The sequence below is a fragment of the uncultured Mesonia sp. genome (assembly GCA_947499595.1).
In the GTDB taxonomy this organism is placed as follows: Bacteria; Bacteroidota; Bacteroidia; order Flavobacteriales; family Flavobacteriaceae; genus Mesonia; species Mesonia sediminis.
In genome coordinates this window covers 72,966-93,775 of the sequence record CANMOY010000006.1, presented here as the reverse complement: position 1 = coordinate 93,775, position 20,810 = coordinate 72,966, and the positions used below count along the sequence as shown (strand labels likewise).

Here is a 20,810-nt window from a genome sequence, read left to right as displayed (position 1 = left end):
TTATGCGAATCAAATCTGCAATACTTAGTATTTTTCTATTAGCCTTAATGGCTTTTAACTCCAACCCTAGCTCCTCATATAAATGCCTTATTCAGTTAAAGAATTATGAAGGAGAAGGCGCTTATGTAGTAGTATCGGTGGTAAACCAAGCCAACGAATACCAAAAAACCTTACAAGTTTTAGGCGATGACTCAGAGTGGTACAAAGACCTTCCTCAATGGTATGCACATTGGCAAAAAAAGACCGAAAGCATAGACGCTATAACGGGAGCCACCATAGGCGGTGGGGAGCGTGCCATAAAAATACTTGAAATACCCACACACACCATAGATGCAGGTTTCAAGCTAAGATTTGAAACCGCCGTAGAAGACCAAGATTATTTTGCAACAGACTTGGAGTTTGAGCTCACCAAAGAAAACCTTAAACAAAAACAAGAAGGTAAAGGCTACATACGATACGTACGCCTACTCGAACAAAAATAAAGCAACAAAAGTTAGACGAGCGCTTGTATGAGTATATCCCCTTGGAGATTGATTCACTTGGCCTTAGCCTGGGTAAGTTTTCTGTTTCTGGCATTGGCCAGTTTAACCGGAATTATACTCGGGCTAGCCCCAATAGATCAAAAGCTGCAACAACACAACCGCTTCTCCCTAGAAGATATTAGCCTAGCTAGCACGCTTGAAAAGCTCAGCCAATCTCAAGAAGAAGTACTTTGGTTAGAGGTAGACAACAACGGTGGTGTATTGGCATCGGTGGTGAATGCCAAGGGTGAAAACCAAGAGGTTTATATCAATCCGCTCACCGGGGAGATTTTAGCGGTTAAAGAGCCCGAAAAACCTATCTATTTATGGGCAAAAACCTTACACCGCTCTTTATTTTTAAAATCTACGGGGCGTTTTCTTATCGGGTTAACTGCTTTTTTGTTGTTTTTTATCGCTTTAAGCGGAATTTTTCTCGTTAGTAAACGCCAAGGCGGATTTAAAAAGTGGTTTAAACCCATAATTAAAGACAAATTTTATCCGTTATGGCATGCGCTTTTAGGACGTTGGTTATTGCTACCCATTTTAATTATCGCTCTAAGCGGGAGCTATCTTAGCTTGCTTCAATTTAACCTCATAACCCCAAGCGATGCCAAGCATCAGTTAGATGAGCACGAATGGCAAGAAAGCGAACCGCAAAAAATAACTGAGTTTACAATCTTTAATGAGACCATGTTAGGCGATTTGAAACGCGTAGAATTTCCTTTCTCGCCTTTCCCCGAAGATTATTTTAGTTTACAAACACGCACACAACATGTTATTATCAACCAATTTAGTGGCGAGATCATCAGTACCCACACCTACCCCATCAGCCATGTTTTGGCACATTATAGTTTGGTATTGCATACCGGTCAAGGCAGCTGGCTGTGGTCTATCTTACTTGTTCTGGCTAGTATAGGAATTTTGTTTTTTATTTATTCTGGCTTTAAAATTATGTGGTCTAGGCAATCGGGAAAAATTAAGAATCATTATGCGCTTAAAGATTGTTCTCATCTTATATTAGTAGGGTCTGAAGGCGGAACTACTTTTAATTTTGCAAAAGCGCTTTACGCGGAATTGATTCGGTTAGGAAAACGCGTTTACTTGGCAGAGATGAACCAAGTGCAACTAAAACCTAAACTTGAGCACCTAGTTATTATGACCGCCACCTACGGAAACGGTGAGGCACCTAGCAACGCTCAAAAATTTCTAAAACACTTACAAAAACAGCACACATCAAATGAAATTGGTTTTACTGTTTTGGGTTTTGGTTCGAGAAGCTACCCACATTTTTGTGCATTTGCTAAAGAAGTGCAATCCGCTTTAAGCGAAACAAATTACTTTAAGGAAGAAATGCCTTACACTAGCATAAACAACCAATCTACCGAAGCTTTTAAAACTTGGATGATGGATTGGTGCGATAGGTTAAATATTCCTGCCAGAATACCCAAAAACATCGTCAAACCAAGAAAAATAAAGCAACAACAATTAGTTTGCACGCAAAACACAAAAGGAGGACAAGGATTAGATGCTAGCTTTTTACTTTGTTTAAAGCCCAAAGGGAGGTTAAAGTTTAAATCGGGAGATTTGTTATCGATAGTTCCGCCAGAAGATCAACGCGAACGCTTATATTCTATTGGTAAATCTACAAATAATGAAATTTTGATTGCTGTAAAGCGTCACGAATTTGGATTAGTCTCCAATTGGTTGTACCAATTAAATACAACCGGCGAACTTAGTGCTGGTTTAGTAAAAAACAAAAATTTTCATTTACCCAAACGCGCTAAACAAGTTATTATGTTAGCCACGGGTACTGGTGTAGGCCCTTTTTTAGGTATGCTTCAGCAATCTAAACAACAGGTATGTTTATATTGGGGTGGCCGTAATCAAGAACAATTTTCTCCCTACCGAGAGCATCTAGAACGTGCCCAACAAGAAGGTAGCTTATCTACTTTAAAATTGGCTTTTTCGCGCGAAACTAATCAGGAGAAAAGCTATGTTCAAGACCTGTTGATAAAAGATGCCACGTTTATTGCCGACGCACTTAAAAACAAAGCTGTTTTTATGATTTGCGGATCAGTAGTAATGCAGGAGGCGGTTTTAGCATGTCTCAACAAAATTGCGCTCACGCACAACCAAAAAGCACTTTGCTATTATGAAAGTAGAAAACAGCTTAAAATGGATTGTTATTGATGGTACCTAAGTCTGCCAACTTATTTAATTGTGTTAGTTTAATTTATTCCGCTTAAGCACATAAAGCTCTTCTCTTCTATCTTTTAGGTTTTTTACGCTTCCAAAATTATGTAAATCGCGTAAGGCATCAAGATCTACATCGGCTATCAAAATCATTTCGGTATTGGGTGTGGTTTCAGCCTTTACCCCGTCGTACGGAAATTTAAAGTCTGAAGGGGTGAAAACAGCAGATTGTGCATATTGAATATCCATATTATGCACCTTTGGTAAATTACCAACACTGCCAGCAATGGCCACATAGCATTCGTTTTCTACCGCACGGGCTTGGGCGCAAAGTTTTACGCGTGAGTATCCGTTTTGGGTATCGGTTAAAAAAGGAACAAATAAAATTTGCATCCCCTCTAGAGCTAGAATCCGCGAAAGCTCAGGAAATTCAACATCGTAACAGATTAATATTCCTATTTTACCACAGTCTGTATCAAAAACCTGAAATTCTTGTCCGCCTTGCAACCCCCAAATTTGGGCCTCATCTGGAGTCACATGAATTTTTTTAAACTGCTCTACGAGGCCGTCTCTTTTACACAAATAACCCACATTGTATAGCTTGTCTTCTATAATTTCTGGCATACTACCGGTAATAATATTAATATTATGACTTACGGCTAGCTGCATCATTTTTTCTTTTATAGGCTGTGTATAGCCCGCTAATTCACGAATAGCTTCGGCTTCTGATAAATGATTGTATTTTGCCATTAAAGGCGCATTAAAAAACTCGGGGAACAACGCAAAATCTGATCGGTAGCCCGAAAGAGATTCTACAAAATACTCAACTTGATGCAGCAGTTCTTCTAAATTGTTATATGAGCGCATTTGCCACTGTACTAAGCCTAAACGCACCTCTGTTTTCGTAGGCATAGGCCTACTGCTGTCTTTGGTGTAGTAAATATTATCCCATTGTAGCCATACCGCATACTCTTTTGACTGCTGGTCTCCCTCTAAGTAATTAGAGAGAATTCTTACAGGTCTAAAGTCATTGGCCAATTGAAAGTTAAGCACAGGATCTTCAATCTCGCAATTGCGTACTTTTTCTAAATAGGCTTTAGGCGTTAGTTCTTGGGCGTATTTGTGATAATTGGGCAATCTACCTCCAAAGACAATCGCTTTTAAATTGAGTTGTTCGCATAGCTCTTTGCGGTAATCATAAAGTCGTCTTCCTAAACGCAAACCGCGAAATTCTCTTTTTATGATGATATCAATTCCGTAAAGCATATCGCCATTTAGGGTATGATTTTTAAACTTGGCATCACCCACCACATCTTCATAGGTATGTTTCTCGTCTAGCTTTTTAGAATCGACAACAATAGAGAAGGCACAACCGGCTAGATTCCCGTTAACCATTACCACGACTTGCCCCTTAGGGAAAGTTTTAAGCAATTCTCTTAACTCTTCTTTTTTCCAATACGCATCGGGTGCATCGCCATAAATTTCGATAAAAACTTCTTTTAAGTCTTCAAAATCATTTAAAGACAGGTAGCGCAATTCTATATGAGGAGCTTGGTTATTCATTAATATACAGTTTTAGACAAATGTTATTTTGCGAAAGGCGATAAGGGAAAAAGTAGCTATAAGTTTATAGTGCTTTAGGTGGAAAACAAAAAGTATATCTCGTTTAACAACAAGCAATTGAAAATTATTTTCAATTGCTTGTTGGTTAATTATCGTCTATAGGCTTCCCAGCAATTTTTTTGCTTAGAAGTAGCGATTACATGCCTAATAAGTAGGCGAAAATTAAGGGAGCCACGATGGTAGCATCGCTCTCGATGATATATTTCGGGGTATTGATATCGAGTTTACCCCAAGTAATTTTCTCATTAGGCACAGCACCAGAGTATGAGCCATAGCTAGTGGTAGAATCTGAAATCTGACAAAAATAGCTCCAAAACGGAGTGTCGGTTCGTTCTAAATCTTGGTAAAGCATTGGTACTACACAAATAGGAAAATCACCAGCAATACCTCCTCCTATTTGAAAAAAGCCAATACCATTAGACACCTCTGGTTTTGTGTTTTCTGTATACCAATCGGCTAGGAAAGTCATATATTCGATTCCAGATTTTACGGTAGAAGCTTTTAATTCACCTTTAACTACGTAGCTAGCAAAGATATTTCCCATAGTACTATCTTCCCAACCGGGAACCACTATAGGTAAATTTTTCTCTGCTGCGGCATACATCCAAGAATCTTTAATATCAATTTCATAGTGTTCTTCTAAAACACCAGAGAGTAAAAGCTTGTACATATACTCGTGCGGAAAGTAGCGCTCTCCATTGGCCTCTGCATCCTTCCAAATTTTTACAATATGCTCTTGAATACGTCTAAAAGCTTCTTCTTCGGGAATACAAGTATCGGTAACTCTATTGAGTCCTTTCTCTAGTAAATCCCATTCATCTTGCGGGGTTAAATCGCGATAATTAGGCACCCGTTTGTAATGTGAATGCGCCACTAAATTCATGATATCTTCTTCTAAATTGGCGCCGGTACAAGAAATGATATGCACTTTGTTTTGACGAATCATTTCGGCGAAGATTTTACCCAGTTCTGCAGTACTCATTGCCCCTGCTAAGGATACTAACATCTTTGATCCCTGCTCGAGTTGTTTTTCATAGCCTAAGGCAGCATCAACTAAACTGGCAGCATTAAAATGCAAAAAATATTTTTCTATAAATTGTGAAATAGGTTTATTCATGGTGGTAGATTTTACATTAAGAAATCTATGAAAAGCAACTGCTTTACAGATCTATTCAGTTTATTTTAATACTCATCGGCTTCCCTCAGTTTGGAAGCATTAAATTTATAACTCAGCATCTTATAATATAATTTTGCCGCTAAAAAGTCTGAAGCTTTATGATTTTCATTGGGGCAAAGTTCTACGATATCAAAACCGACTACATTTTTTGTTTTAAAAATCATTTTTAAAAAATCTAAGGTTTCATACCATAGTAATCCACCGGGCTCTGGGGTTCCTGTTGCGGGTAATATAGAAGGGTCAAAGGCATCTAGATCTATGGTGATAAAAACATTAGGAGTCATTTGCCCTATAGCGTCATCCATCCAGTCTTCGTACAAATCGTGAGCAAAATAAACCCGAGTTTCGTCCATAAACTCTTTTTCAGAAGCATCCATCGATCGTATTCCTACCTGAATAAGGTTGGTGTTTTTACTTGCCTCGTGCAACGCACAAGCGTGATTACAACTTGAACCATCATAACTTTTACGCAAATCGGCGTGGGCGTCGATTTGAACTACACTTAGCTCTTCAAAGCTTTCGCTGAAAGCACGAATACTACCAATAGACACCGAATGTTCCCCACCAAAAAGCGTAACAAATTTATCTTGTTTCAAATAGTTTTTTACCGTTTTATAAACGCTCTCGACCATTTTTTCTGGCGAAGAATTTTCTGAAACAGCAGGAGCTAAATAAATACCTTGTTTATATACCTCACTTTGGGTTTCTATATCATATAGCTCCATATTCTCAGAAGCCTCCAAAAATGCAGCTGGACCTTTATCTGCACCTTTTTGCCAGGTACTGGTTCCATCATAAGGCACAGGTATTAATACCACTTTGGCATCATCTATACGTGCATATTTATCGGGAATTCCCGCATAGTTTCTTTTAGTGTTCATAACCTAAAATTTTAAGTAAGTCTTCACTTTTTTGTTGTTCTTTAAAGAGTTGTGTAGAAAGACTGCCGTCTTCATTTTTTTGTATTAGCAGGTGTTTGGGCGCAGGAATTAAACAATGTTGCAAACCGCCAAAACCCCCAATGGTTTCTTGATAAGCGCCGGTATTAAAAAACCCGATATACAAAGGTTTTTCTTTATCATAGCGCGGTAAATAAATGGCATTCATATGCTGTTCTGAGTTGTAGTAATCATCAGAATCACAAGTTAGACCACCTAACAGCACCCGTTCATAGCGATCGCTCCAACGGTTGATGGGCAGCATGATAAAACGTTTATTAATGGCCCAAGAATCGGGTAAGGTGGTAATGAATGATGAGTTAATCATATTCCACTTTTCGCGATCGTTTTGTTGTTTTTGATATAAAATCTCATAAATGGCGCCTCCACTTTCTCCAACAGTAAAACTGCCAAACTCGGTAAAAATATGCGGCGGAGTTACACCTTCTTCTTCACAGAATAATTTAATTTGATTTATCACCTCATCGGCCATATAGGCATAATCATAATCAAAACCAAGCGAGTTTTTAATAGGAAACCCGCCTCCAATATTTAAGCTATCTAGCGTGGGACATATTTTTTTTAAGCGCGTATACACACGCAAACATTTTTGAAGTTCATTCCAATAATAAGCGTTGTCACGGATACCTGTATTGATGAAAAAATGAAGCATTTTAAGCTCGATTTGGTCATTATGCTTGATTTGATCTTCGTAAAACGGAACAATATTTTTATAACCAATACCCAAGCGTGAAGTATAAAACTCAAATTTAGGTTCTTCTTCTGAAGCGATACGGATACCGATTTTAAAATCTTTATGCGTTTGATTGGTTAACAATGCTATCTCCTCATAATTATCGATTACTGGGATACAATTTTCATGCCCTTCATTAATCAGTTGAGCGATGTTTTTTATGTATTGATCGCGTTTAAAACCATTGCAAATCACATAGGTTTGCTCGTTGATTTTACCTTCTTTTTTCAAGTTTTGCACTATATCGATATCAAAAGCCGAGGAAGTCTCAATATGGATATCGTTGCGCAAAGCTTCGTGTAAAACGTGCTTAAAATGCGAACTTTTGGTACAATAACAGTAGTTATAACTCGCTGGGTAAGCGTGTTTCTCTATTGCCCCATTGAACCAGCTTTTAGCTCGTTGAATGTTATCTGAAATCTTAGGAAGATAGGTGAATTTTAAAGGAGCTCCATACTCCTTGATTAAACCCATCAGATCTATTCCGTGAAAACGGAGTTGATCATTTTGCAATTGAAATTCATCTTGAGGAAAATCAAAAGTTTGTTCGATTAAATCGATGTATTTTGTGTTCATTGAATGTGTAAAGGGTAAATCGTCAATATTTTAGTTATTTAAATATATAAATACTATTGCAGAAATAAAAAAATAGTACGCTTAACGAATTTTATCTTGTAAGAAATTAGAGCCTTATAACAGACGCGTTTATAAGTACAAATGGAATACTTTTTTATAAATAAAAAAATAGTTTAAATGTTAAATTTTAAATAATTTTACACACTCCAAAATTCCTACATAACAGGCTCATAAATTACTGTTTTCCAGAAAAATAAACTATTGCTTTATATCAAAACCTTATTTCAATTTTTGAACATCTATAAACTTACTCATTTAAATAACGCAAATATTACATCACCGCTAAGGCATAAAAATTTAGCGCCAACAACTATTTTAAAACGAGAAAAAAAATAAAATGGTATGGCCTGAATTAGAGGTATCCAATTTAAACAAAAAATTACTCCTATTTAATAAGTACAATCCAGTAGCTTATCGTGGGCGCTGGCTTACTTTAGCCAAAACTATTTCTATTCTAATAGGTTCGTTTATAGGTTCACTTTGCAATTTGTACGTTTTTTTCATGGTAAACTATACCCTTATAAAACGCTGAAACCCCCTGTAAATACAAGGGGTTTCGTCTTTTGTACTCAAGGCGGGAATCGAACCCGCACTTCCGAAGAAACTGGATTTTGAATAAAAATCCTAGTTCGATTAAAAGGATAAACCGCTAGCTGTTAGTTATTTGTTTTTATTAATATTGTTAGAATATATCATAAAAATGGCTCGCTTTATGGCTCTATATATTATAGTATTATTTTCTCTTTTCTAATTTTAACTTTAACGATATTTTTATTTGACAGTTTCAATATAAATAGCCGGAACAGATTCTAACTTTTTATATTTCTCTATGTAATTTATAGGTAACCATTTTTTATTTATTTCATAATATGAATTTTCAAAATAAGCAGGTGGATTTTCTAACTTTCTATTATAAACTACTCCATACTCGAGAGACCCCTGCAGATTTATAAAACCTATATATAAATATTTATAATTTTTCAGGATAATGTTTTCATTATCTAAATCAACTTTTAACCAATCGTTCTTAATACTTTTAGTATTAACAATCAATTTATTTGGAAGTAAATTTATTATGCTGTCATTGGGGTTTTTTGAGTTAGATTGAAATATGAGAAATTGAATATTTTTATTTTGACTCCGATGTTTATTTCCGTAAAAACCAGTAAAACCTTTTTTGATATATAGGTTAATATTTTTCACCTTTGCATTTACATATTCTTCAGCATTTAATTGAATTAATTTTCCAGAGACTGTACCACCACCAAAACCATTTATTTTTCTTTTTTCCTTCCTAATCCCTAGTATTTCATAATTCAGTTTCTTCTTAATGATTACTTCTTCCAAATGCAAACTTTTATCTAAAATTATTGAATCTTTTTCTAATTCTGAAAGTTCTAATTTTTGCGAATAGAAACCATCATAATGAATAAATAAAGAGTCTAAATTTTTCTTTTGACTTTTATGAATTATTAATTTATTAGAATTGTTGTTGTAAAGAACTTCTGTAGAATCTTTATAATAAAGGAAAAGCTGAAACTCATTTATAGCATCATTCCCATCAAATAAATTAATTTCTTTTACTTGTGCTAAAGTAATTATTGGTAGAAAAAAACAAAGAATTTGTAAAAAAAAATTTTGCATAATATGTATTAGTGAGGCTCATTTTGATGAACCTCACTATTTAACTTTAATAATATTTATTAACCATTAAACCAATCTTCAATTTCTTCATCAGAACAAGGTATTTGAGCGTCTCTTGGTTCACTTTTAAAGACTAAAAATTTCTTTACAACTTTTACGTCTTTTACTAAATGTGTATGTCCATTATATTCTTCAGCATGGCAAGGCCCTTCTTCAACAATTACTGAGCAAACCAAGCATTCAGTTTGGTTTCCTGGGGCAGGTTCAAATGGATTATCTACAGCAATTATAAGATTTTTCAAGTCGGTGTTTGTAAAACCAGACATAATCAACTGTTTTTCTATTTCATAAGATTCTTCAAGATTGTAATCTTGATTCAATTGAGCATTATAAACGAATTCTGATAAATTATTAATGGCATCTAATTGTTCTTCATTTAAATTTGAGTTTTCAGAAAAAATCTCATATTTAGTTTGCCAAACTATAGCCTTATCTTCATTAGATAAAGCGTCGTAGCTTTCTTGAGGGTTATCTGAATTCAAAACATCGTAGTAGATGCTGCTTGTAGAAAAAGTTGTTTTTTCAAACACTTCATTTTCTGTATTAATGGATTCTTCATCTTTCGAGCAACTAAAAATTGCTAATGAACAAACTAAGGCAAGAGTGATTTTTAAATAATTTATTTTCAAGATTTTAATTTATTGGTGGGGTAAGTTAAACAAATAACAGAAATAGTCAGAGAATAGAATATTCTGCATCAACTATTCTCGCATAAAATGGTTTGTCAGACCTAACCTTAACAAGTATAATTTTGGTTAAAAGAATAAAAATAATAATATTTTTTAAAGATGAAATAAAAATTTTAAATTACTTCAGCTTATCTACTGTCAATTACATATAGGGTATTGAGTAAAATAGAATATAAATAATTGTAATAGAATAAATAAATGTTATTTCAGCTTTAAATCCCCTCTAAATATTTTTTTTGCCTCAATCTAACTTTTATCTTCTAAAATGACTTGAATTGTGTTTTTATACTTGACAACTTCTTGGGATATTCAAACATTTTAATTTTTTTAGGTATTAAAAACGAAATAGAAATTGGCAATGTATTCGTTAAAAATAATTGTAGTAGAAGTTTGATTGGTATTAGGCCTACCAAAATTTAAAAAATGAGTGTCGTTTTCTTTTGCGACTTCTTGGGTTGTATCGCAAATAGTAATTGTATTGCCTTGTGTTTGGGGGAATTTATTGACAACTAAAATGATAGAGAAAAATAACAAATCCTCCTGCTCATAAATTAGAAGAAGGTTTTGTTTTGTACTCAACGCTGAAATTCAACCCGCACCTCCGAAGAAACTAAATTATGGATAAAAAATTCTAGTTTAATTAAAAAGATACACCACTATTAGTTAGTTGTTTGTGTTTTTTAATATTGTTAGATTATATCATTAAAATGGTTCGCCTATGGCACAGAAAATAATAGTTAAGCTTTCAATAAGCTACCATTTAATGTTAAAACATCAACACCTTTAACTTTGAAATCTCCATCATGTGTTAAAATAGTATAATTATTATTCTTGGCTAGATAATAAAAATAACTATCATTAAAATCTAAGTTGAAATCGAATTTAGAAAGTACGTGTTTATATTTAATATTTTTTCCAAATTCATCATTTTTAAGTTCGATATGATCAAGGTAAGTTTTAAACTCATCTGCAATTAACATGCACCCTGCCTTGTATTCACTTGAAGGTCTAAAGTAATCTTTGTAAAATTTAGAATCACTTATATCCTTTATGTTTGTGATTTTCTTATTTTTTTTAAATTCTAATTTAATTTGATACTCACTTTTTATTTCTCTTTTCATTTTGCCTTTGTTCGTTAAAATACTGTGCCCATTCGGCCTTTTCGCTTAATGATAATTTAACTCGATTTTTGCAATTCTTGGCATCGCGTTGGCTGTTGGAATTGCAGATATATTTGACTCACAGTGCTGGCTTTTTATTAGTATCTTACATCCCACTTATCTACCCCGGAAGGTCGATTGGATTTAATTAATTCAATTTCATCTTCTGAAAGATTTTCATTTAAATTAATATCTGATAATTTCAATAATTTTTTAGCTCTATCCCTCAGTGAAACCGACGTATTCATTCCGCTCAAAATAAATGAGTTACCGAATTGTTTGTTTATTCCCAGAATGTTCTTACTTATCAATCCATTTACTACTGGGTCGTCAATAGGCATTTCAATTGAATTTTGCTTTCTAATAAAAAACTCTCGAATAACCGCTTTTTCTTGTGGATCAAGCATTTTAAGATTTTCCGAATACTTTTTCTTGAATTTATAAGCTCTAATCTCCTTTGAAACAAACTTTTCAACCCATATTAAAAAATTAATCGCTACTAACCCCGCTGAAAATATAAAAGTCAAGCCTATATATTTGCCATGTTCTACCTTTATGTTTTCAATTTCTATAATTGCAAACCATTCAGGTTCCGCAAAAAGTATAAAAGCTGATATTACCGCAAAAAGTATAAAAAATTTTGTGGGAAGTTTAGTTAAATCAAATAATGTTTTTAAATGTTCCAAATTATAGATTTATGTTTTTTTCAATCGTTGCAATTTCTTTCGGTTTAATATCGTAAACCTCATAAATCAAAGCATTGATTTTGCTCTCGTATTTTTCTATTTCTGCTTTGAGTTGCTCCAATTCTTTTGTTAGTTGTATTTCCCTGTCAAAACTATTTTCAGTTTTTGCTTTATTCAACAATTCACCATAGTCGCTACACTTTTGTTTGTTTAAAATTATGGTTGCGACTAAATCGGCAATTTGTTTTTGAATTTTATTTGAAGGTTTGATAATGGGTAAATTCATCAAGGGTCCTTTATCTACTTGATATAAATCCCCTTGCATTTTTCCTTGGTATTTTAACCAAAATGCAATCAAGTTTGAATTGAGTAGCCCAGTTAAATATTTTTGGTTCAATCGGCCTGTCTGTATAGAGAAATAGGTTTGAGAAACATAACAATCAAAATCTGTAAATGTAAAAGTTGGCCTAGCACATTTACGTAATGAAATTATTTTATCTCCTTTAAAAAAACTTTCTTCTCTCGCTCTATGCAAACCATAGGGTTTATTACTTGAAGTAATTATTTCTTGATATTTATCTAAATGTTGTTTTAAATTCGGATAGACTCTAATGTTTTTAGGATCTTTAAAATTTGAATCTGTATAAATTATCCAAAATCGATTTTCGTTTGTTCCGTAAAACCTACCTAACTCTGATGTTGTAAAAAATGGTTTTACCAACTCTTTTTCTTGAGAGGTAAGATTTAAGTTTTCATACTCCTCCTGACTCAAATTAAAGATACCATCTCCAATTTCAAATTCTTCTCCCAATATCGCTTGGTTCTTCTTATTTAAAAAATCCTGTGGAGCAACAATTCCTTGGGCTATTTCTTTTTTATCAAATACAAAATTTTGATGTTCCCGAATTTTATCAATTATTAGAGTAAGTTCTGCATTCACAAAATTGATAGGCTTATCATAGTTTTCATTTTGTTCTATATTTGCCTCGAAGTACTCAAATCTTTTGTCCTTGACACGATCTAAAAATAGTTGAGCGTCCTCATGCTTTATTTTGCTATATAATACTTTTGAAAAGTTGAAATTGTAATTTCTATTTCTATCTGACCTTTTCATTATATAAATCATTGTTTGGATTCCTGCTGAATCAAAAACTTTAAAATCACCAAAATCGATAAATTTTTTTATTTTTCCTTTTGTGAGGACGATATTCCTAAAGTTTGAAGCCCCCGAATTTGTAATCCAATTATTTGGTGCAATATACCCTATGAGACCATAATCTTTTTTGATTATGTCTAAAGCCAAAACTCCAAAGAAATACCAAAAATCCATTTTACCTTGATAACAAGGATGCCCATGCAATTCCTCAAAGACCTTTTTGTTTGTGTATTCTTTTATGTATGGTGGGTTCCCAACTATTACATCAAACCCTCCCTTTGCAAAAACTTCTGGAAATTCGTTTTGCCAGTTAAAGGCTTTCTCTCCTGCAACATTGGGATCATCAATTAGACTGTTGCCGCATTTTATATTGTTATTTAATGAGGTTAATTTTCTACCTTTTTGAGCAGTTCTAAGCCACAATGAAAGTTTAGCAATTTCGACACTTTCTTCATTAATATCTACACCAAATAAATTGTTTTCCAAAATTGAGTTTTCAACTTCACTTAAAATAATCGCATCTCCAAAAAGTTTGGCCTGTAACTCGTCAATGTATTTATGTTCTGCAATTAGAAATTCCAAGGCTTGATTTAAAAAAGCACCACTACCACAGGCTGGGTCGCAAATGGTAACCTGCAATAACCACTTTCTGTAATCTTCTAACTTTTTGGTTAGCTTTTTTAAGGTTGCTTTTTGTCTACCTTTACGTTCCTTTTCATATTCAGCTTCTTGTATGTCGATTTCTATGACAAATCCAAGCTATTTTTATAATAAGTTTGATTTTTAATAAGAGCCAAAGCTATGTGTAAAAGTTTATTTCTTACCGCATTTAAAACGCTCATTTTATTTTTACCTTCTTTCACTTTTTTATCGTAATACACCTTTAATTGATTTTGCATTCTGACTGCTCGCATGGCAGCCATTTGCAACACCCATTTAAGCTTCTTGTCTGCTATTTTAGAGACTCTAGGTTTTGTTTTTAAACTACTACCACTTTGTTGTTCAAAGGGCACTACACCAGCAAAACAAGCTAATTTTCTTGGATCTAAAAGTCGTTGAAAACCCTCTGTTTTTACCGCGATCATCCAAGCTGTAATATCTCCGATTCCAGGAACTGTCTTAATGCGCTTAACTTGTGTAGATAATTCTTTATCGGTTTTAATCTCTGCTCGTATTAAAGCTTCTAATTCTTTTATAAACTTATCCAATTGCTTGATAGCTCTTTCATTAATTGTAATGAGCCTTTTAGTTGTTTTATTAAAAGATACGTATTTAAGATCAGCTACTTGTTGCTTTAAAGCCTTACGCTGTTTAATTTTTGACCTCCGCTGACTCATTAAGATTTTTACTGTTTTAACAACTTCACTGGCCGGTTTCCAAGGTTCGAAGTCTTGATGATTGCGCTCAATAAAAACAGCTATTCTTTTGGCATCTACTTTATCATTCTTGCCACGAACCAAACCAATACTTCTCTTGATATGCTTAGGATCTACAACATATACCCTAAAGTCAAAGCCTTCTAAAACTTCATACAAGTTGTAATTATAGTAACCAGTATTCTCCATAGCTATATAGGTATTGGGGTCTATTTTCGCTAAGTTTTTTAGCAACTTTTGAATACTTTTTACCTTATTAGGTATCTTAAAATAGTCTAGATCTCCTTGATTTTGAACACAAAAATCTAATGTCTTTTTACTAATGTCAATACCAACATAAATACTTTTCATAACTTTGTAATACTTTTATTGAAAAGAGGGATTTCATCAATACCTCAACTCCTTAATAATGGGCTTAAAATCCCGAATTTCTATTAGAGATTGTTGATGAAAGTCTGAACTTAAGTCTGAATCGACATATGAATTTTTTAAATTCTGAGTCCGGATAGTGTACTTAAGTTCAGCTCTCTTTTTCTAATTAAACATCCATAAATTTAATTATTTATCTTTATATTTTCTCTTATGCAAGTCTAAAGGAATAATGTGGTACACAAATAAAAATCACGCGGCTTATATTAAAGGCTGGAAAAACCGTGCTGAATTTCTTAAAGAAGATAACCGTTTACTCATGCGAGCCATCAGCCAATCGCAAAAAGCTGCAGATTATATTTTAAATCTTGATAAAGAGGGTAATCCGGCTTACCTTAAAAATTTAAAGTTTGAAGAAAACAAGGAAGAAAAGCCAAAAAGAAACCTAAAACAAAAAACAAGCCCACAAGCAAAAATGCAGAGGAAGTAAAACCCCAGTCTAAAAAGACCAAAAAAGCCCAGAAAAAGACCAAAAAAGAGCCAAAAGTAAACAAGAAAACCGGTCAATATGCACTTTTAGGCGCTAATACCGCCAAAAAAAAAGAAGCTTCTAAACCTCAAAGTGAAGTTAAAAATAGAACAACCCCCCATAATGGCATAGGCTTGATTGGCATTAAAAATCAAATCAAAATTTCAACTGAAAATTTTAAAGAGTTTTCAACCCCAGAGCTAAGAGCATTTATTTTAAAATATTATAATTTATTTCTTAAAAATAAAACCTTAGCTATAAAAAACTCATTGCAGAAAGTAGAATTATTAAGTCGAGCTGGGAGGAAAATTTCAAAGGGTAGTGCTGCATATAAAGCAAAGGCCGCTGTTATTGAGCATTTTGAAGTTGTTTTAAAAAATTCCACTTATAATAATTGGGGCGAACCAAAGCCAAAAGATAGTCCAGATTTACTTGGTTATATGAATTTTAAATCAAAGGTAAATATTGACGGAAAAAATAGACACGTAAGAATATCGGTTGAAGTGTTTAAAGATAAAAAAACGCTTTTAAAATCTTATGAAGTAGGAAAGAAAAAAACTCATTTGTCCAAGGAATCGCAAAAGCTATCCAGCAGCCCAAATGAGGTAATAAAAAGCGACAAAAAACCGCTCTCTTATAGCAAAGATACTAAAAAAGAAGTTTCTAAACCTCAAAATGATGTTAAAAATAAGCTCAACCAAAATCATAAACCAGGCTTACAAGTAGGTCAACCGTTGCCCCAACCGCTACCCCAACCGGTTGAATACCCTGTTAATAAAAATAGTCTAGCAGCTCGAATGGCCGCCAATAAAAATAAGGTCTACAATTATTACACAATTTCAAACCCCGAATTGTCGAAATTCCTCGGGAAAATAGAAATTAAAGAAAAAGAAAGCGTATGAATTTCAATTACCGCCCCGCAAGGAGCAGGGAAAACTAGATTTCTTTTTCAAGTAATTGATGCGTTTGCAGATCATTATAAGGTTGGTCATGCTTCTATGGAAGAACACCCAGATAGTAGCCTTTACACCAGTAAAGTTGAACAGTATATTAAACCAGAAAATCTAGCAAATATTGAAGCACCAGAAATTAAAACCATGGCAGATTTGCATGGCTTAATTATGCGCAATGATATTATAGCCATTGACAGTTTTGAAAAGCTAAGAGAAATCAACAAGCAAATAGAAGTTGACAAAGATTTAAGGAAAAAATATGATGGTAAACTTTTCATTTTTATTTTTCAAATGACATCAGACGGAAAAATGCGTGGCGGTTCAAAAAGCCAATTTGACGTAGATATAGTTTTGTTTACAGAAAAGTTTGATGATTACCGTGAAAATTATATTTACGTTGATAAGAACCGATATAATGAACTACCTGCAACCGATTTAAAGTATAGCATTTATCACAAAGCCATGTTGGTTCCCGAACCATCAGGCAACTTACCCCAACCAGAAGCAGATCCGCAAGTGCAAATAAAGCCAACTGGAAACCTAATATTAACTGAATTTTAAACTAAAAATATGAGTACAGCAATAACGAAAATAGAAAACGTAGCAAAAAAATCTAAAGATTATGCCTTGGCCAACCCTAAAACAATTTTGTATGCAGCTGCAGCCGTAACTGTGGCCGCAGTTGGATACAAGGTTTACAAAAAAGTTTTTCCTGCAGCTCCAAAAAGGCCAGAGTTAATCGAAGATTCCAATTTAGCTAAAAGCACATTAACAGACGTTCAAGCTCAAAATATTGCTGAAAAACTATTTACAGCCATGGCGACGGTTGGCACAGATGAAAAAGCTATTTTCAGCGCATTAAGTGGTTTAAATGCAAATGATTTCCTAAAGGTATATAATGCTTTTGGAATGCGCCAATATTCTTTATTTTGGGGTAATGTAGGAGACCCGATCACATCTGACAAGCATCATTTGATTACTTGGTTAGCCAACGAGCTAAGCGTTTCAGATGCTAAAAAGCTAGAACAAAAAATACCTGGACTAAAATTAACTTAGAATAAAGCTCGAAAACCGCCAAATCTTTACGGCGGTTTTTTCTATAATTCTAAGGTATAAATCTCACTATGGTCTGCAGGTATGAATGCTTGAATATCTCTAAGGTAGTTTTTTAAACCTGCTTGCGATTTATGGCCGGTTATAGGCATGAGTTTGAATATTATTTCCTGTTCATTAAACCCCCGGTTTAGCAATGAACTGTATAAATCTAATATTGCCGTATGTCGTACACTATACAAATTGTAAGTAGGATCAAACTTTAGTTTCTTTAAAATCTTTCGAAACCTCCGACTAAAATAATTAACCTTACTACTCAATTTGTTTGTTTCCCAAACCGCTGGTTTATCAAATTTTGTAATTAAATGATGATCCTTTGGTTCCTGGTCCAAATTCATTTCTTTGAGTAGTGGTTTAAGTTTTTCAATTACCCTGGAATATCCGATTGATTGATTTTTACGCTCAACACCCAAAATCCAATTTTCTGTATTAATATCCCCAACCTTTAACCTTATGATTTCCCTGGGTCTTAATAAAGCGAAAACCATAAGTCCGATTACATTTATCAAATAAGGATCATCTTTTTTAATCTGCTTTAAAACCTTGGTAAATTCTTTCTTTGTAAAAGGTTTGTTTTTTACCGGTTTACTTTTGAGCTTAGGAATATCATTTATAAAATTATGATCTATTATACGCTTATGCTGCAAAACGGTAAACAAGGCCGATATAGATCTTTTATAATTATCAATACTCGTATTTGATAGAGTTGTTCCATTGGGTTTTTTGTATTCCAACTGCAACCAATCTAAAAACCGATAAAAGTCATTTAACCCATATTGTCTTATATCAATATACTGCTGGCCATTTTGAATTAGGTAGCTTTTAAAGAACTCTTTTCTTGTGCTGTAATCCTGTGCGGTTGCTTCACTAATTGAGTTAACTTTTAACTTGAACGCATAGTCTAAAGCTTCCCCTACTGAATAAGTTTTTTCGTTCTTATATTCAAGCCCTCTCACCTGTTTTGGAACCCAATTTTGATATAGTGCAAGCTTAACGGCATCGATCAAAGCACTTGCAGCTGATTTGCGCTCCTGCAAGGAATCTAGGCGGTTTAGCCCTTTGTAGATCATTATTTTTATATCCTTTCTATTGGTTTCTGGGTTCAACCAATAGAAATATACATACCATCTTTTACCGGGTACAATTGCGTGTACCTTTTTACCATTTTTAAGAACTTTTGGAGCGTACAATTTAGGAGTAGAATACTTTACTTTAGCCAAAACTATTTCTATTCTAATAGGTTCGTTTATAGGTTCACTTTGCAATTTGTACGTTTTTTTCATGGTAAACTATACCCTTATAAAACGCTGAAACCCCCTGTAAATACAAGGGGTTTCGTCTTTTGTACTCAAGGCGGGAATCGAACCCGCACTTCCGAAGAAACTGGATTTTGAATCCAGCGCGTCTACCAGTTCCGCCACTTGAGCTAAATGGATGCGCAAATTTAAAACTTTTTTTTCATTTTCAAATAAACAAAAAGAATTCTTTTCAACTAAAATAAAATCCTTAAATTTGCAACCTTATTATTCGCTGCTTCAAGCAGATAACTTAAAGAAAAATAAGCACTTATGACACACGCGCTACCCGATGCAAAACTTTTTGCTTGCTCACAAAGCGAAACTTTAGCCAAAAAAATTGCCCAAGAATACGGAATTGAACTTGGTAATGTCATTACCTCAACCTATAGTGACGGTGAATTTCAACCTTCTTTTGAAGAGTCTGTACGAGGAGATCGTGTTTTTATTATTGGCTCTACCCATCCTGGTAGCGACCATCTTATGGAAATGCTCTTGATGCTCGATGCTGCAAAACGCGCTTCGGCAAGACATATTACGGCGGTATTACCTTATTTTGGTTGGGCAAGACAAGACAGAAAAGATAAACCACGGGTACCAATCGCAGCTAAACTGGTTGCCAAAATGTTAGAAACCGCTGGTGCCACAAGAGTGATAACAATGGATCTTCACGCCGATCAAATTCAAGGTTTTTTCGAGAAACCTGTTGATCACCTTTTTGCCTCAACTGTTTTTCTACCTTATTTGCAAGATTTAAATTTGGCAAATCTAACCGTAGCTTCACCAGATATGGGTGGATCAAAAAGGGCTTATGCTTATTCAAAAGCCCTAGAAAGCGATGTGGTAATTTGTTATAAACAACGAGCAAAAGCCAATGTGATTTCTCATATGGAGCTTATTGGTGATGTTGAAGGTAAGAACGTTGTATTGGTAGACGATATGGTAGACACCGCCGGAACTTTAACCAAAGCAGCCGATGTGATGATTGAACGCGGTGCAATAAGCGTTCGTGCTATATGTACACACCCTATACTTTCGGGCAATGCATACGAGCGTATCGCCAACTCTAAATTAGAAGAATTAATTGTTACCGATTCTATTCCTCTAAAACAAGAAAGCCAAAAAATAAAAGTTGTATCTTGCGCCCGCTTATTTGCCGATGTGATGAAAGCCGTTCACGAGAACAAATCCATCAGCTCAAAATTTTTAATGTAAAAGCCTGTTCTAAATCTTCTTAAAGAAGATGGCTAAACTAGAACAACAATAAATATAATTAATTAAATTTTTTACAAATGAAGTCAATTACGATCAACGGATCTAAAAGAGAAAGCGTAGGAAAAAAAGCTACTAAAGCCCTACGTAATGCTGGAGAGGTTCCTTGCGTATTATACGGAGGAGATCAACCTGTACATTTTTCAGCACCCACAATTGCGTTTAACAGTTTGGTTTACACTCCAGACGTTCATACTGTTGTTTTAGAACTAGATGGACAAAAACACAATGCGGTTTTACAAGATATTCAGTTTCACCCAGTAACCGATGAAATCTTACATATGGATTTCTATGAGTTTGGTGACGATCAAGAAATTACTATGGAGATTCCTGTGCACTCTGAAGGAGTTGCTAAAGGGGTTAAAAATGGTGGTGTTTTACGTTTCAACTTACGTAGAATGCGTGTAAGAGGTTTAGCCAAAAACTTACCTGATTATATCGTTGCTGACGTTACTCCATTAAAAATCGGAAACAAATTATATGTTACCGCAGTAACTTCTGATGATTATACCATTATGCACCCAGATAACACGGTTATTTGCCAAGTGAGAACTTCTCGTAACGTGGTAGCTGGAGCTGATGAAGATGAAGATGAAGATGTACCTTCTACAGAAACCGATAAGGTAGGTGCTGCAGCTGCTTCTAACGACGGTTAAGCACAATCTT

Annotated in this window: 19 protein-coding genes and 1 tRNA gene; 8 read left to right on the top strand and 12 right to left on the bottom strand. The window is 34.3% G+C overall.

Translation table 11 applies throughout. From position 1 onward, the window contains the following. The first annotated feature begins 2 nt into the window (after window positions 1–2). Window positions 3–482, top strand: coding sequence for a DUF2271 domain-containing protein (locus tag ACH2AZ_RS08680; protein ID WP_394907523.1), 480 nt, complete (start codon window positions 3–5; stop codon window positions 480–482). A 27-nt stretch (window positions 483–509) separates the two neighbouring features. Further along, window positions 510–2,711 (top strand): PepSY domain-containing protein, encoded by a 2,202-nt coding sequence (locus tag ACH2AZ_RS08675; protein WP_394907522.1) that lies wholly within the window; start codon window positions 510–512, stop codon window positions 2,709–2,711. A gap of 33 nt (window positions 2,712–2,744) precedes the next feature. On the opposite strand, the gene ACH2AZ_RS08670 is transcribed toward ACH2AZ_RS08675, so the two are convergent. The 10 genes from ACH2AZ_RS08670 to ACH2AZ_RS08625 all read right to left on the bottom strand — a co-directional run bounded on the left by ACH2AZ_RS08670 (window position 2,745) and on the right by ACH2AZ_RS08625 (window position 14,964). Next, on the bottom strand, window positions 2,745–4,277 hold the full coding sequence (locus ACH2AZ_RS08670) for a carbon-nitrogen hydrolase family protein (protein WP_394907521.1): 1,533 nt from the start codon (window positions 4,275–4,277) through the stop codon (window positions 2,745–2,747). A 196-nt stretch (window positions 4,278–4,473) separates the two neighbouring features. After that, entirely contained in the window at window positions 4,474–5,454 is a 981-nt protein-coding gene (locus ACH2AZ_RS08665) for a deoxyhypusine synthase family protein (RefSeq protein ID WP_394907520.1), read from the bottom strand. A 65-nt stretch (window positions 5,455–5,519) separates the two neighbouring features. Further along, window positions 5,520–6,395, bottom strand: a complete 876-nt coding sequence (gene speB, locus ACH2AZ_RS08660; protein ID WP_394907519.1) for an agmatinase — start codon at window positions 6,393–6,395, stop codon at window positions 5,520–5,522. Further along, window positions 6,385–7,782: an arginine decarboxylase gene (locus ACH2AZ_RS08655; protein WP_394907518.1), complete on the bottom strand. Its 1,398-nt coding sequence runs from the start codon at window positions 7,780–7,782 to the stop codon at window positions 6,385–6,387. The genes speB and ACH2AZ_RS08655 overlap by 11 nt, the downstream gene beginning before the upstream one ends. An 831-nt stretch (window positions 7,783–8,613) precedes the next feature. Further along, the gene (locus ACH2AZ_RS08650) at window positions 8,614–9,486 is read right to left on the bottom strand and encodes a hypothetical protein (protein ID WP_379043969.1); all 873 of its coding nucleotides are present in this window, start codon (window positions 9,484–9,486) and stop codon (window positions 8,614–8,616) included. A 59-nt stretch (window positions 9,487–9,545) separates the two neighbouring features. Next, entirely contained in the window at window positions 9,546–10,175 is a 630-nt protein-coding gene (locus tag ACH2AZ_RS08645) for a hypothetical protein (protein WP_379043972.1), read from the bottom strand. Window positions 10,176–10,972: 797 nt separating this feature from the next. Continuing rightward, window positions 10,973–11,356, bottom strand: coding sequence for a hypothetical protein (locus tag ACH2AZ_RS08640; protein ID WP_394907517.1), 384 nt, complete (start codon window positions 11,354–11,356; stop codon window positions 10,973–10,975). 137 nt (window positions 11,357–11,493) lie between these two features. Further along, complete coding sequence (locus ACH2AZ_RS08635) at window positions 11,494–12,081, bottom strand: super-infection exclusion protein B (RefSeq protein ID WP_394907516.1); 588 nt, start codon at window positions 12,079–12,081, stop codon at window positions 11,494–11,496. 1 nt (window position 12,082) lies between these two features. Beyond that, window positions 12,083–13,876 (bottom strand): Eco57I restriction-modification methylase domain-containing protein, encoded by a 1,794-nt coding sequence (locus ACH2AZ_RS08630; RefSeq protein WP_394907515.1) that lies wholly within the window; start codon window positions 13,874–13,876, stop codon window positions 12,083–12,085. Between the two features lie 104 nt (window positions 13,877–13,980). Beyond that, entirely contained in the window at window positions 13,981–14,964 is a 984-nt protein-coding gene (locus ACH2AZ_RS08625; RefSeq protein ID WP_394907514.1) for an IS110 family transposase, read from the bottom strand. 250 nt (window positions 14,965–15,214) lie between these two features. Between ACH2AZ_RS08625 and ACH2AZ_RS08620 the strand changes: the two genes are divergently transcribed. From ACH2AZ_RS08620 to ACH2AZ_RS08605, 4 genes are all read left to right on the top strand, one after another. After that, a complete protein-coding gene (locus ACH2AZ_RS08620; RefSeq protein WP_394907513.1) occupies window positions 15,215–15,472 on the top strand; it encodes a hypothetical protein in 258 nt (85 codons plus the stop codon). 173 nt (window positions 15,473–15,645) lie between these two features. Continuing rightward, window positions 15,646–16,413: a hypothetical protein gene (locus tag ACH2AZ_RS08615; protein WP_394907512.1), complete on the top strand. Its 768-nt coding sequence runs from the start codon at window positions 15,646–15,648 to the stop codon at window positions 16,411–16,413. A gap of 96 nt (window positions 16,414–16,509) precedes the next feature. Then, window positions 16,510–17,025 (top strand): hypothetical protein, encoded by a 516-nt coding sequence (locus ACH2AZ_RS08610; protein ID WP_379046286.1) that lies wholly within the window; start codon window positions 16,510–16,512, stop codon window positions 17,023–17,025. A 9-nt stretch (window positions 17,026–17,034) separates the two neighbouring features. Beyond that, the gene (locus ACH2AZ_RS08605; RefSeq protein WP_379046283.1) at window positions 17,035–17,520 is read left to right on the top strand and encodes a hypothetical protein; all 486 of its coding nucleotides are present in this window, start codon (window positions 17,035–17,037) and stop codon (window positions 17,518–17,520) included. A gap of 41 nt (window positions 17,521–17,561) precedes the next feature. Here the strand turns inward: ACH2AZ_RS08605 and ACH2AZ_RS08600 are convergent, their stop codons facing one another. Then, the gene (locus ACH2AZ_RS08600; protein WP_379046280.1) at window positions 17,562–18,860 is read right to left on the bottom strand and encodes a tyrosine-type recombinase/integrase; all 1,299 of its coding nucleotides are present in this window, start codon (window positions 18,858–18,860) and stop codon (window positions 17,562–17,564) included. Window positions 18,861–18,922: 62 nt separating this feature from the next. Beyond that, a tRNA-Leu gene (locus ACH2AZ_RS08595) sits at window positions 18,923–19,004 on the bottom strand. 141 nt (window positions 19,005–19,145) lie between these two features. Here ACH2AZ_RS08595 and ACH2AZ_RS08590 point away from each other — a divergent pair. Both ACH2AZ_RS08590 and ACH2AZ_RS08585 read left to right on the top strand, forming a co-directional pair. After that, window positions 19,146–20,087 carry a ribose-phosphate pyrophosphokinase gene (locus ACH2AZ_RS08590; RefSeq protein WP_379046277.1) on the top strand — a complete coding sequence of 314 codons (942 nt, stop codon included), beginning with the start codon at window positions 19,146–19,148 and terminating at the stop codon, window positions 20,085–20,087. Window positions 20,088–20,164: 77 nt separating this feature from the next. Further along, entirely contained in the window at window positions 20,165–20,800 is a 636-nt protein-coding gene (locus tag ACH2AZ_RS08585) for a 50S ribosomal protein L25/general stress protein Ctc (RefSeq protein ID WP_379046273.1), read from the top strand. Window positions 20,801–20,810 lie beyond the last annotated feature (10 nt).